At 61.2% G+C, this 11880-nt stretch carries 14 protein-coding genes; 7 read left to right on the top strand and 7 right to left on the bottom strand.

Going from position 1 to position 11880, the window contains the following annotated elements; translation table 11 throughout:
* Positions 1–86 precede the first annotated feature (86 nt).
* The 5 genes from NKJ89_RS26760 to NKJ89_RS26740 all read left to right on the top strand — a co-directional run bounded on the left by NKJ89_RS26760 (position 87) and on the right by NKJ89_RS26740 (position 3085).
* Positions 87–227 carry a DUF1127 domain-containing protein gene (locus tag NKJ89_RS26760; protein WP_013531315.1) on the top strand — a complete coding sequence of 47 codons (141 nt, stop codon included), beginning with the start codon at positions 87–89 and terminating at the stop codon, positions 225–227.
* A 49-nt stretch (positions 228–276) separates the two neighbouring features.
* A complete protein-coding gene (locus NKJ89_RS26755) occupies positions 277–417 on the top strand; it encodes a DUF1127 domain-containing protein (protein ID WP_023757605.1) in 141 nt (46 codons plus the stop codon).
* A 570-nt stretch (positions 418–987) separates the two neighbouring features.
* A complete protein-coding gene (trmFO, locus tag NKJ89_RS26750; RefSeq protein ID WP_352606999.1) occupies positions 988–2406 on the top strand; it encodes a methylenetetrahydrofolate--tRNA-(uracil(54)-C(5))-methyltransferase (FADH(2)-oxidizing) TrmFO in 1419 nt (472 codons plus the stop codon).
* Between the two features lie 72 nt (positions 2407–2478).
* On the top strand, positions 2479–2769 hold the full coding sequence (locus NKJ89_RS26745) for a type II toxin-antitoxin system ParD family antitoxin (RefSeq protein WP_352606997.1): 291 nt from the start codon (positions 2479–2481) through the stop codon (positions 2767–2769).
* Positions 2753–3085 (top strand): type II toxin-antitoxin system RelE/ParE family toxin, encoded by a 333-nt coding sequence (locus NKJ89_RS26740; protein ID WP_352606995.1) that lies wholly within the window; start codon positions 2753–2755, stop codon positions 3083–3085. The genes NKJ89_RS26745 and NKJ89_RS26740 overlap by 17 nt, the downstream gene beginning before the upstream one ends.
* Before the next feature lie 8 nt (positions 3086–3093).
* On the opposite strand, the gene NKJ89_RS26735 is transcribed toward NKJ89_RS26740, so the two are convergent.
* The 6 genes from NKJ89_RS26735 to yajC all read right to left on the bottom strand — a co-directional run bounded on the left by NKJ89_RS26735 (position 3094) and on the right by yajC (position 8765).
* Positions 3094–4044, bottom strand: a complete 951-nt coding sequence (locus tag NKJ89_RS26735) for a sterol desaturase family protein (RefSeq protein ID WP_352606993.1) — start codon at positions 4042–4044, stop codon at positions 3094–3096.
* The gene (locus NKJ89_RS26730) at positions 4044–4478 is read right to left on the bottom strand and encodes a hypothetical protein (protein WP_352606991.1); all 435 of its coding nucleotides are present in this window, start codon (positions 4476–4478) and stop codon (positions 4044–4046) included. The genes NKJ89_RS26735 and NKJ89_RS26730 overlap by 1 nt, the downstream gene beginning before the upstream one ends.
* A gap of 82 nt (positions 4479–4560) precedes the next feature.
* Positions 4561–5403 carry a phytoene/squalene synthase family protein gene (locus NKJ89_RS26725; RefSeq protein WP_352606989.1) on the bottom strand — a complete coding sequence of 281 codons (843 nt, stop codon included), beginning with the start codon at positions 5401–5403 and terminating at the stop codon, positions 4561–4563.
* A gap of 1 nt (position 5404) precedes the next feature.
* Positions 5405–5797, bottom strand: coding sequence for an Mth938-like domain-containing protein (locus tag NKJ89_RS26720; protein WP_352606987.1), 393 nt, complete (start codon positions 5795–5797; stop codon positions 5405–5407).
* A gap of 28 nt (positions 5798–5825) precedes the next feature.
* Positions 5826–8375 carry a protein translocase subunit SecDF gene (secDF, locus tag NKJ89_RS26715; RefSeq protein ID WP_352606985.1) on the bottom strand — a complete coding sequence of 850 codons (2550 nt, stop codon included), beginning with the start codon at positions 8373–8375 and terminating at the stop codon, positions 5826–5828.
* Between the two features lie 51 nt (positions 8376–8426).
* Positions 8427–8765, bottom strand: coding sequence for a preprotein translocase subunit YajC (yajC, locus tag NKJ89_RS26710; protein WP_008876289.1), 339 nt, complete (start codon positions 8763–8765; stop codon positions 8427–8429).
* 277 nt (positions 8766–9042) lie between these two features.
* Here yajC and NKJ89_RS26705 point away from each other — a divergent pair, with 277 nt between their 5' ends.
* Positions 9043–9918, top strand: coding sequence for an ATP-binding protein (locus NKJ89_RS26705; RefSeq protein ID WP_352606983.1), 876 nt, complete (start codon positions 9043–9045; stop codon positions 9916–9918).
* 39 nt (positions 9919–9957) lie between these two features.
* Here the strand turns inward: NKJ89_RS26705 and NKJ89_RS26700 are convergent, their stop codons facing one another.
* Positions 9958–10794 carry a helix-turn-helix domain-containing protein gene (locus tag NKJ89_RS26700; RefSeq protein ID WP_502904160.1) on the bottom strand — a complete coding sequence of 279 codons (837 nt, stop codon included), beginning with the start codon at positions 10792–10794 and terminating at the stop codon, positions 9958–9960.
* Positions 10795–10890: 96 nt separating this feature from the next.
* Between NKJ89_RS26700 and NKJ89_RS26695 the strand changes: the two genes are divergently transcribed.
* Positions 10891–11781: an NAD-dependent epimerase/dehydratase family protein gene (locus NKJ89_RS26695; protein ID WP_352606981.1), complete on the top strand. Its 891-nt coding sequence runs from the start codon at positions 10891–10893 to the stop codon at positions 11779–11781.
* Positions 11782–11880: the final 99 nt, after the last annotated feature.

Here is an 11880-nt window from a genome sequence, read left to right as displayed (position 1 = left end):
AGCGCTTTTAAATCGATATAGGCCCGCCTATTTATGGTTCGTACACAAACGGAATGATCCGCAAGAAAGACGAAACGAGAACTACCATGAACCTGATCCGCAACTACCGCAACTGGCGCCGCTACAGAGACACCGTGTCCGAGCTGAGCCGCCTGAGCAACCGCGAACTGACCGACCTCGGCATTAGCCGCAGCGATATTCCTTACGTCGCTCGCAAGGCGGTCTAATTCTTCGGACCGCGAATGGTCCGAACCAGTTTTGAAAAAGAGAACGACAATGAACCTGATCCGCAACTATCGTAACTGGCGCGTTTATCGCGAGACGGTTACCGAGCTGGGTCGCCTCTCGAACCGCCAGCTGCATGACCTCGGTATCGTCCGCGACGAAATCAAGGTCATCGCCCGCCGGGCGATCTAACCAGAATTTCGCCAGGGTCGACCTCCTCCCCGACCTTGACGGATCCGGTCAACCTTCACCTCCTCCCGAGGGTTGACCACAAAAACGGCGCCCGCCGCACCTCCTCCCGCGGCGGGCGTTGTTTCCCCGAGGCAAGGCTGATTTTGCCCCAGAGGTTTCGCCCCTCGTAAAAACAGCGAAAGAGTTTTCGTCAAAGCCGACCTCCTCCCCGGCGATGACGAATGGGCCCGACCTTCACCTCCTCCCGAAGGTTGGCCACAAAAACGGCGCCCGCCGCAACCTCCTCCCGCGGCGGGCGTTGTTTGCCAGGGGCAAAATGAATTTTTGCCCCAAAGGGTTTCGCCCCTTTCAAAAACGGCGAAAGAGTTTTCGTCAAAGCCGACCTCCTCCCCGGCGATGACGGATACGGTCGGCCTTCACCTCCTCCCGAGGGTCGACCCCAAAAACGACACCCGCCGGACCTCCTCCCCCGGCGGGTGTTGTTATATTCGGGGTGATTGCCCGAACCGCTGTTTGCCTGCACCGCGCAGGCAATTGCAATCGCCGCATCAAGCGATTATTCCGACGCTCATGAGCAAAAATCCTATCCACATCATCGGCGGCGGACTCGCCGGTTCCGAGGCTGCCTGGCAGGCAGCACAGGCTGGCGTTCCCGTCATCCTGCATGAAATGCGGCCCGTTCGCGGCACCGATGCACACAAGACCGATAGCCTGGCCGAGCTGGTCTGCTCCAACTCCTTCCGCTCCGACGACGCCGAAAACAACGCCGTCGGCCTGTTGCATGCCGAAATGCGGCTGGCCGGCTCGTTGATCATGAGCGCCGGCGACGCCAACCAGGTTCCGGCCGGCGGTGCGCTTGCCGTCGACCGCGACGGATTCGCCGACGCGGTGACGAAAAAACTCGAAGCACACCCGCTGATCACCATCCAGCGCGAGGAAATACCGGGCCTGCCGCCGGCGGATTGGGATCAAGCGATCATTGCCACCGGTCCATTGACCGCACCCTCACTTGCCCAGTCGATCGCGGAGGCGACCGGCGCCGATGCGCTCGCCTTCTTCGACGCGATCGCGCCGATCGTCCATTTCGACACGATCGACATGAACATCTGTTGGTTTCAGTCACGCTACGACAAGGTCGGACCCGGCGGTACCGGCAAGGACTACATCAATTGCCCCATGGACAAGGACCAGTACCTTGCTTTCGTCCAGGCGCTGGTCGACGGCCAGAAGACCGAGTTCAAGCAATGGGAAGGCACGCCCTATTTCGACGGCTGCCTGCCGATCGAGATCATGGCAGAGCGCGGCGTCGAGACTTTGCGCTACGGGCCGATGAAGCCGATGGGGCTGACCAATGTCCACAACCCGACGGTAAAGGCCTATGCCGTCGTCCAGTTGCGGCAGGACAATGCGCTGGGCACGCTCTACAACATGGTCGGTTTCCAGACCAAGCTCAAGCATGCCGAGCAGGTGCGCGTGTTCCGCACCATACCGGGTCTCGAAAACGCCGATTTCGCCCGGCTCGGCGGCTTGCACCGCAATACCTATATCAACTCGCCGACCCTGCTCGATGCTTCGCTGCAACTGAAATCGCGCCCGGGACTACGTTTTGCCGGCCAGATCACCGGCTGCGAAGGCTATGTCGAGAGCGCTGCGATCGGCCTGCTCGCCGGCCGCTTCGCCGCCACTGAGCGGCTCGGCCAGGCGCCGTCGCTGCCGCCGCTCACCACAGCGTTCGGCGCGCTGCTAAACCACATCACCGGTGGCCACATCGTATCGGATGACGAACCGGGAAAACGCTCCTTCCAGCCGATGAACGTCAATTTCGGCCTATTCCCGCCCGTGGAGGCGCCGAAGTCCGAGGGCAAACGCATGCGCGGCAAGGACAAGACCGTTGCCAAGCGCCACGCCATCACATCACGCGCACGCGCCGATTGCCGGCAGTGGTTGGGACTGCCGGTGCAAACGGAAACGGCCGAAGCGGCGGAGTAGCAGCTTCTTCTCCTGATGGACCTTACGCGTCAAGTAGGATATTATCCCACTTCGCGCGTAAGAGAGACTGCCATGGAATCCGCCGAGAAACTATCCGTCACCGTCACGCCCGCAATGGCGCGCATGATCCGCGAAAAGGTTGAAGACGGCTCCTTCGGATCGGCCAGCGAGGTCATCCGCGCCGCCCTTCGTGCCTTCCAGCGCGAAGAGGAAGAGCATGCCGAGCGCATGGCCTCGATCAGGGCCCGGGTTAAGGCGTCGATGGAGGATACAAGGCCAGGCCGTTCGGGAGAAGAGGTTCGCGCTCACCTCCGGGGCCTCTTCGCCCAGTATTCGAGCCGTGCTGATGATTCGGCGGCTTGAGGTCGAGTATCGCGAAGATGCCAGAAATGATCTTGCCAACATTTTCAGACATGTAGTCGAGGCCAGCGGAAGTCCCGATGTCGCGCTGAAGTTCGTTCTGCGGATCGAAGACCGGTGCCAGAGCATCGGCAACGCGCCTCGCGGCGGTCGTTCCCGCGACGACATCCTGCCGGGATTGCGAACAGTTCCGTTCGAGCACTCTGCAGTCATCGCTTACATCGTCGACGACAACTTCGTCCGCATCGTTAGTGTTTTCTATGGCGGCCGCGACTATGAGACGCTCATGCGTGATGGCGGGTCGAGAGAACCTTCCTGAGGCGATAGTTATTCGGCTGGCTCGACACCAGCCATCGGCAACCCTAGCTTGCCGGCCTCGTCAGGATTTCGCCTGACATAGGCAGCCTTCAGGCTTTCCGAGGTTTCGCGGGAGCCGTCATGGCTCCAGCCCGGCGGCTTGATCAGATAATTCAGGCGATCGCTCAAGGTCAGCCCCGGCGCAAGAGCGTCCCTGAACATGCCGATCCATTCATGGAACGCGACCTTCAGCGGATTGAAGGTGCCCAGATTCCTGACGATGCCATAGCGCGGCCGGTCTTCCTCCAGCTCCCCGACGAAGGTGCCGAACATGCGGTCCCAGATGACCAGTGTGCCGGCATAATTGGCGTCGAGATAGCGCGGGTTGGTGGCGTGGTGGACGCGGTGGTGCGAGGGCGTGTTGAAGACGAACTCGAACCAGCCCCACATCTTGCCGATCGTCTCGGTGTGGATCCAGAACTGCCAGACCAGATTGAAGCCGAAGGTGAAGGCAATGACCGCCGGATGGAAGCCGAGCAGCACCAGCGGCGCCTGCAGCACGAACATGAAGGTAAACAGGCCGGTCCAGCTTTGCCGCAGCGCGGTCGACAGATTGTAGTGCTGGCTGGAATGGTGGTTGACGTGCTCCGCCCATACCCAGCGCACCCGGTGCGCGATGCGATGATAGAGATAGTAGCGCAGATCATCGAGCAGGAAGGCGGCAAGGAACACCCAGACCGACAGGCCGAGATTGAAGACGCGGAATTGCCACAGCCACAGCAGCGCCCAGTAGGACACGACGCCAAGCAGCAGCCCGGCAACGACATTGCCGGTGCCCATCATCAGGCTGGTCAAGGTGTCGCGCGTCTCGAACGATCCCTTGGCGCGGCCAGTTCGCACCAGCCAAAGCTCGATCAGGATCGCGGCAACGAAGAACGGAATGGCCAACTGCGTGACCTGCGGGAAGTTGTAGTCATCCATCACGCAGCCTCCCGGGCGGAACTTGGATGTTGCGGCTGAAGTGTCTTCAGCAAGCCTTGTGCATCTGCTGCGCTGGAAAAGCGAAAGCGGCCGCCCTTCCAGGTGAAATCGGCGAGCCGGAACGAGACCGTATTGACATCTCCGACGTTCAAAACCGCAACATCTTGAGGCGTGACGATGCGGGTCAAAAAGCAGTCGCCGATGCTATGAACGATCCCGATACGCCCTTGCCCGATATCCAGAAAAGCGGTCCTGGCGTCCGCCGTCAGGCGGACCAATGCCGCTATCTCGTCGGGAAAATCCTCGGCGAATCGGCTCATTGCTTGATCGGCGCCGGCCAGCGTTGCCGTCTTGCTGCCGCCGGTGAAATGCACCGCGGCAACCGACAGCGCAATGCCAAGGGCGACGATCGCGATCAGCAGCGGCAGGCTCATGAACGGGTATCTCCTCCGGCCGGCCTGTCGTCTTTGGCGACAGTTCTGGCCCGAGGACTCCTTAGCATGATTGACGTTTACGTCAAAGCGCCGGCCAGCCCTTGGTCGCGCGGCGCAAAAGCAGCCAATGCCGGCGCAAGGCGGACAGCCGCGCCACGCCGTCGAACGGGGAGCCGCGCTCCATTTTCGTGAGATAGGCGCGCGACAGCGCCAGCGGCAGAAATGCCGGGCGCAACGAGACCGGCAACGCCGCAGCACCTTGCTCGAAGGCGGAAAGATGGTCCCGCGCCAGAGCGATCATTGCCGCCACTGCGCGCTTGGCACCGGGACCGCCATCGCCTGTGATGAATTCTTGCGGGGAAGAGCCAGCCGCAGCAAGGACATCGGCTGGGACAAAACACTGTCCGCGCTTGCGGTGCAATGGCAGCAACAGCAGCAGACCGGTCATTGCCTGCGCGCAGCCTGCCCTGCCCGCCAGTTCGGCAAAGCGCGGCGCCTCGCCGGGATCGAGCACCATCGCCGCAAGCTGTATGAGCGCGGCGGCCGTCTCACCGCAATAGCCTTCCAGATCGGTGCGCGACGGCATCGGATCGTCGTAAAGATCGAAGATGCGCGCATCGAGCATGTTCTCGAAGGCCAGTCTCGGCAGGTTGAATGTCGCTATGGTGGCATTCAAGGCTTCGGCTGTGGGATGGCCGGCGCCGGCCTCGCCGCCGGCGGCTATGACATCGCGCCACCATTGCAGGCGCACCTCGCCCGGCAACGCTTCGTGGATGCGGTCGCGGATGCCTGCGACTTCGGCGTTGAAGGCGTAGAGCGAAAACAGCGCGTCGCGCTTGTCTGCCGGCGCATAAAGCGCCGTGAGATAGCGGTCATGGTCGGCGGCGCGCAGCGCGTCCATGACGATTTTGGCATTTTGCGACATGTCAGTCGACGGCAATGAGCGCGGCGGCCACGGCGCGCTCTTCCGCCAGAAGGACATTGTAGGTCCGTACCGCTGCACCGGTCGACATCGGGTCCGACGCAATGCCGGCCGCTTTCAGCGCGGCCCGTAGTGTGGCGGGCAATGGCCTGAGGTCCCTGCCCATGCCGACCAGCAGTATCTCGACTTTGTCGGCTTCTGCCAACAGCTTGTCGAAATCCGCCACACTCAGAGCAAAGGGATCCGCCGGTTCCCAGCCATGGATGCCGGATGGCAGACAGAGCAGCGAGCCGCGATGCGACATGTCGGCAAAGCGGAACCCGCCATTGCCGTAGGCTTCGATCGGCGCGCGGCCGGGAAAATGAGCCTCGCGGATGACGATGCCTTTGCTGGTCACCGTTTTGTCACCCCTTCGGGGCGGCGCGTCAGGTCGCGACCGCCTTGCCGCCGCCGAGCGGCTTCTCCTCGTCTGCCGAAGCCTGCGGCCGCAGCTTGAACAGGATCAGCAGCGGTGCCGCGATGAAGATCGACGAATAGGTGCCGAAGACGACGCCGAACAGCATCGCCATGGTGAACGAGCGGATCACCTCGCCGCCGAAGAGGACCAGCGCCAGCAACGCAAGGATCGTCGTCACCGAGGTCAGTGTCGTTCTCGACAACGTCTCGTTGATGGCGTTGTTCAAGAGTTGCGGCAGCGGCATCCGCTTGTACTTTCGCAGATCCTCTCGAACGCGGTCATAGACCACGATCGTATCGTTCAGCGAATAGCCGATGATGGTCAGGATCGCCGCCAGCGATGATTGGTTGAATTCGAGCCCGCTGATGACAAAGAAGCCAAGTGTCATGACCACATCGTGCACCGTCGCCACGATGGCGCCGATCGCGAACTGCCATTCGAAACGGAACCAGACATAGATCAGGATACCAAGCAGCGCGATCAGCATGGCGATCGTGCCTTGCTTCGCGAGTTCGCCCGAGACGGTCGGCCCCACCACTTCGACGCGGCGGAAGTCATAATTGTCCTGCAGTTCGCCGCGCACCTTGTCGATGACGGTCTGCTCGGCATTCTCGCCGCCATCCTGGGTCCCTACACGGATCAACACGTCGTTCGGCGTACCGAACTGCTGGACTTGCACCTCACCGATATTCAGTTCGGTCAGTCGCGCGCGGAGGTCTGCGAGGTCGGCATTGCCACTCTTGGCCTGAACCTCGATCAGCGAACCGCCCTTGAAATCGATGCCGTAGTTGATGCCGACCGTCATGAACAGCACCACCGACAAGATCGACAGCACGCTCGACAGCGTGAACGTCCAGCGACGGATTCCCATGAACGGAATTTTCGTGCCGGCCGGGACGAAGGTCACTGGCGCACGCGGCAACTCCTTCGGGCGAGCGCGGCGCAGCCAGATCGAGACCAGCAGACGGGTGAAGGTGAACGCGGTGAAGACGGTCGTCAGGATGCCGATCGCATACGTGATGGCAAAACCCTTGACCGGTCCGGTACCGAGATAAAACAGCACCACGGTCGCGATCAGCGAGGTGATGTTGGAATCGACAATCGTCGCCAGCGCCTTGGTGAAACCGGTATCGATCGCCTGGATCACCGAGCGGCCAGCACGCCGCTCCTCGCGGATACGCTCGTAGATCAGCACGTTCGAGTCGACTGCCATGCCGATGGTCAGCACAATACCGGCGATACCCGGCAAGGTCAGTGTCGCGCCGAGCAGCGACAGCAGTCCGACGATCATCGCCACGTGCACCGCCAGCGCGATGTTGGCGAGGAAGCCGAGCAATCCATAGGCGACGAACATGAACACGACGACCAGGATCGAACCGATGATGCCGGCGACCTTGCCGGCATGGATGGAATCCTGGCCGAGACCCGGGCCAACCGTACGCTCTTCGATCACCGTCAGCGTCGCGGGCAAGGCGCCGGCGCGCAGCAGCACGGCCAGGTCGTTGGCGCTCTGGGCGGTGAAATTGCCCGAGATCTGGCCGGTGCCGCCGAGGATCGGCTCGCGGATCTGCGGCGCCGAAATCACCTGGTTGTCGAGGATGATGGCGAACAGCTTCCCGACATTCTGCGCGGTGGCCTGGCCGAAACGCGCAGCCCCCTTCGAGTCGAAACGGAAGGAGACCACAGGCTCATTGTTTTGCGAATTGTATGTCGCCTGCGCATCGACGAGATTTTCGCCCGAAACGATGACGCGGTTTTCGATCAGATAGGGAACCGGCGGGTCGTCCTGCGAATAGAGCACGGACGAGCCGGCAGGCGGGCGACCGTTGAGGGCGTCCTGCACCGGCATCGACTGGTCGACCATCTGAAAGGTCAGCTTGGCGGTCTGGCCGAGGATTTCCTTAAGCCGCTGCGGGTCCTGAAGACCCGGCACCTGGACAAGGATGCGGTCGTCGCCCTGCCGCTGCACGATAGGTTCGGTCGTGCCGAGTTCGTTGACGCGGCGCTCGACCACCTCGATCGACTGCGTCAACGCCGTCGATGTGCGGTATTTGATGCCGGCGTCGGTGACGTTGAACTTGAGCAGGCCGGGCTCGGAATCATCGAGCGTCATCTCCTGGATGGAGCCGCCGGTGAACAGGCCGGCAGCAACCGGATCGGTCAGCGTCTTCAGCGCCGTCTTGGCGGCATCCACCTGAGCGAGATCGGTGATGCGGACCTGCAAGGTCCGCCCCGTGCCGGCAAGGCCGGTATAGCCGATCTTGGCATCACGCAGCAGTGTGCGGATTTCGTCGCGCGTCGTCTCCAGTCGATCCTTGATCAGATCGTTCTGATTCATTTCCAGCAGGATGTGCGAGCCGCCCTGCAGGTCGAGGCCGAGCGTCATCTGACGCTTCGGCACCCAGCTGGGCAGTTGGGCCAAGGTGCTTGCGGGAATGAGATTGGGCGCGGCGAGGATCACCGTGATGGCAACGGCCACCCAGATCAGGATCATCTTGAAGCGCGAAAAATACAACATATGGCGTCGTCCGTCAGAGCGTGTCCGCGGATCGCTCCGCCTGAAATCTGGTTATTTCTTGGCGTTCTGGTTCGCCACCGGCTCGCCCTTGACGCGCACGTCGGCGATCGTCGAACGCAGCGCGGTCACCTTGGTGCCACCGCCGAGGTCGATTTCGAGCTCGTTATCGTCGATCACCTTGGTCACCTTGCCGACAAAGCCGCCGCCGGTGACGACCGTGTCGCCGCGACGAACTGCCGCCAGCATCTCGCCGCGCTTCTTCAACTGCGTGCGCTGCGGCCGGATGATCAGAAAATACATGATCACGAAAATCAGGACAAACGGCAAAATGCTGATGAACATGTCGGGAGAAGCGCCGACGCCTTGAGCGTATGCCGGTGTCACGAACATCGAGGTACTCCTGAATTTAGAAAACAGCCGCCAACTTGGCGGCCCCTTGAAATTTGGCCGGAATATAGTCGGTAAAGTTGTCAATGCAACTGCGCGGCCAGCCAAATCGGCTGCTTTTCCGGCCTGTTGAGCCGTGTTAGAGCATGATCGCGAAAAGCGCGAGCCGGTTTTGCGAAAAGATCATGCTCGAACAAAAGGTTGCAACCGATTTCGAACCTCGACGCGACAGGCCAGCTTCACGCTCGCGCACTTCAAAACGAGAAAACAAAAGACAGACATGACCGACAGCAGCATTGAAGCCCTGAACCAGAAACTCGACAGACTGATCGAGGCGGTGAGCCGCCTCGCCCCGCCGCCAGTGCCCCAAACCGACCTCGGCGAGGCCGATTGCTTCGTCTGGCAGGCCGATCCGGGCTATCTGGAGCCGGTGCGCAACGTCAACCGCGTCGACATCGGCCTGATCCGTGGCGTCGACCGCGTCCGCGACATCCTGGTCGACAACACCGAGCGCTTCGCCGCCGGCTATCCAGCCAACAACGTGTTGTTGTGGGGCGCGCGCGGCATGGGCAAATCGTCGCTGGTCAAAGCCGTCCATGCGCGGATCAACGGCGAGGCCAAGTCCGAGCTGCCGTTGAAGCTGATCGAAATCCACCGCGAGGACATCGACACGCTGCCGAAACTGATGGGATTGCTGAAGGCAGCCTCCTTCCGCTTCATCCTGTTTTGCGACGACCTCTCCTTCGACCACGACGACACCTCCTACAAGTCGCTGAAGGCAGCACTTGAAGGCGGCGTCGAGGGACGCCCGGCCAATGTCATCTTCTACGCTACCTCGAACCGTCGCCATCTCCTGCCGCGCGACATGATCGACAATGAGCGCTCGACCGCCATCAACCCGTCCGAAGCGGTTGAAGAAAAGGTCTCGCTCTCCGATCGTTTCGGCCTGTGGCTCGGCTTCCACAAATGCTCCCAGGACGAATATCTCGACATGATCGACGGTTATGTCCGCCATCACGACCTCGCCATTGATCCCGAGCAACTGCGCGCCGAAGCATTGGAATGGGCGACGACCCGCGGCAGCCGCTCGGGCCGCGTCGCCTGGCAGTTCACCCAGGACCTCGCCGGCCGGCTCGGCAAGCCGCTGAAGGATTGATGCGTTGGATTGCGTCACCAACGCAATCCAACGACAAGGTCATTTGAGCCGCGACGCCCGTCGCAAGTCACGCGGCGTTTGGCCGATCTCGCGGCGCATCCAATGCGCCAGATGTGACTGATGTGCGAAGCCCGTCAACTCTGCGACCTCGCTTGTGCTGAGATCGCCTCGCTGCAACAGGACGCGTGCGCGTTCGACGCGACGTCGTAACACGTAGCGGTGCAGGGTAAAGCCCGTCGCCACCTTGAACCATGTCCGCAAATGCGAACTGCTCGCGCCGGCAACCCGGCTCAGTCGATCGATCGAGAGGGGCTCGTGTAATGCCGCCTCAATGTGCTCCAACACGCGCTTGAGCTGGGTATCCGACAACCGGTTCGTTCGATCGATACCAGGATCATCGAGGCCAAGCAGCCTCACCGCGAGTGCGGCGCCAATGCTGTCGGCAAACAAGGAACCACTCGGCGCGTTTGCATTGAGATCGCTCTCGAGTGCTCGAGCAAGATGTTCGATGCGCGGGTCCCGAAGTAGGTGGCGTGTGTCGAGCCGCGATGCTCGCGCCTTGCCACCAAGTTCCGCCGCCACCCTTTCCATCAAGGCCGGCCGCAATGCAATCTCAATGGTGTCGAACGGGCTTTCGGCCTCGAAGCCGCCCTCTTGGCCGGCGGGTACCAGGTCGATATCGCCGGCTCGCCTCACGAAATATCGTCCAACCTCATTGCAGTAAGAGCGCGTCGCCGCGCTTGCATGCACCATGATGCGATGGTGTGGCACCCGCGACAGACGATGGACGCCTGCTTCGACATGCCGGGAAACCATCGTTACGTGGGACGAGGATTGGTCCGAAGCGAATTGCGAACGCATGCTCTCTCGATTCATGGCAAAATCTGTTGAAGATTTGGCAATTCTCGCGCGATTTTCAATGCCGCGAACCTGTACTTCCGCCTCTCCATCAAGGTTGAAAGAGAGGTTGCGATGAGTTTCTATGTTGTTGTCGGTGCAGGGCCGGTTGGAAGCGAGACCGCTCGCCTTCTTGGCGAGGAAGGACATGATGTCGTTCTCACAAGCCGAAGCGTCGGCTCGAACGCGTTGCAGAACGTGCGGCCAATACAGGCCGACGCCACGGATGCCTCGGAGCTGTCGCGCATCTGCCGAGACGCCGATGTCATCTTCATGTGTGCGATGGCCACCTATCATCGGTGGCCGACCGACTTTTTTCCCATCATCGATGGCACCGTGCGCGCAGCGGAAACTGTCGGCGCGAAGCTCATCGTGCTCGGAAACCTCTATGGTTATGGGGAAAATGCCGATAGCCCGCTTCGCTCCGACCTGTCTCTGGACCCGACTTCGAAGAAAGGAACTGCCAGGACCATCATGTGGCAGCGGGCGGTCCGTGCCAAAGTACCGGCGATCGAAGTGCGGTCAAGCGACTATCTGGGACAGGGCGCGATCAGCTATTTCTCACTGGTCGCGCTGCCCTCCATAATCGAGGGGAAGCCCAACGCTTTCATTGGAAACCTTGAGGCAACTCATGCCTGGAGCTTCACCAAGGACGTCGCCAGGACACTTGTCGCGGCCTCCCGCTACACGGGTGAATGGGGACGGGCATTTCATGTTCCCTCGCAACACGCCTCCCCCCGGGAACTCATCTTGAAAACCGCGGCGATGCTTCGCCGGGAGGTTTCAGAAGTACGTTCCTATTCGGTCTCAGAGATGGAAGCATTGGGCATGCATGAGCTTATCGAGATGAGCTACCTCTTCGAAAGGCCCTTGCTGGTCGATTCATCCGACGCAGAGGCACTCTTAGGGGTGAAGGCCAGCAGCCTTGAAGTGATGATCGCCGACACGCTCCGCGATCATCTTTGAGTCTTGAGGAACAAGCATCTCGCAACCAACTGAAAAAGCCCGCTCCTGGCGGAGCGGGCTGAGCCGGCGGGCCGGACTGGAGGTCAGACGGCCTGCAAA

This window comes from Mesorhizobium sp. M0047 (genome assembly GCF_040323315.1).
GTDB lineage: Bacteria > Pseudomonadota > Alphaproteobacteria > Rhizobiales > Rhizobiaceae > Mesorhizobium.
The sequence above is the reverse complement of the archived record's forward strand: the minus strand, read 5'-3'. Positions and strand labels throughout refer to the sequence as shown.

Coding starts and splice junctions, on each gene's coding strand:
- NKJ89_RS26760 (WP_013531315.1), top strand. CDS start 87: ATGAACCTGATCCGCAACTACCGCAACTGGCGCCGCTACAGAGACACC.
- NKJ89_RS26755 (WP_023757605.1), top strand. CDS start 277: ATGAACCTGATCCGCAACTATCGTAACTGGCGCGTTTATCGCGAGACG.
- trmFO (WP_352606999.1), top strand. CDS start 988: ATGAGCAAAAATCCTATCCACATCATCGGCGGCGGACTCGCCGGTTCC.
- NKJ89_RS26745 (WP_352606997.1), top strand. CDS start 2,479: ATGGAATCCGCCGAGAAACTATCCGTCACCGTCACGCCCGCAATGGCG.
- NKJ89_RS26740 (WP_352606995.1), top strand. CDS start 2,753: ATGATTCGGCGGCTTGAGGTCGAGTATCGCGAAGATGCCAGAAATGAT.
- NKJ89_RS26735 (WP_352606993.1), bottom strand. CDS start 4,044: ATGGATGACTACAACTTCCCGCAGGTCACGCAGTTGGCCATTCCGTTC.
- NKJ89_RS26730 (WP_352606991.1), bottom strand. CDS start 4,478: ATGAGCCTGCCGCTGCTGATCGCGATCGTCGCCCTTGGCATTGCGCTG.
- NKJ89_RS26725 (WP_352606989.1), bottom strand. CDS start 5,403: ATGTCGCAAAATGCCAAAATCGTCATGGACGCGCTGCGCGCCGCCGAC.
- secDF (WP_352606985.1), bottom strand. CDS start 8,375: ATGTTGTATTTTTCGCGCTTCAAGATGATCCTGATCTGGGTGGCCGTT.
- yajC (WP_008876289.1), bottom strand. CDS start 8,765: ATGTTCGTGACACCGGCATACGCTCAAGGCGTCGGCGCTTCTCCCGAC.
- NKJ89_RS26705 (WP_352606983.1), top strand. CDS start 9,043: ATGACCGACAGCAGCATTGAAGCCCTGAACCAGAAACTCGACAGACTG.
- NKJ89_RS26700 (WP_502904160.1), bottom strand. CDS start 10,794: ATGAATCGAGAGAGCATGCGTTCGCAATTCGCTTCGGACCAATCCTCG.
- NKJ89_RS26695 (WP_352606981.1), top strand. CDS start 10,891: ATGAGTTTCTATGTTGTTGTCGGTGCAGGGCCGGTTGGAAGCGAGACC.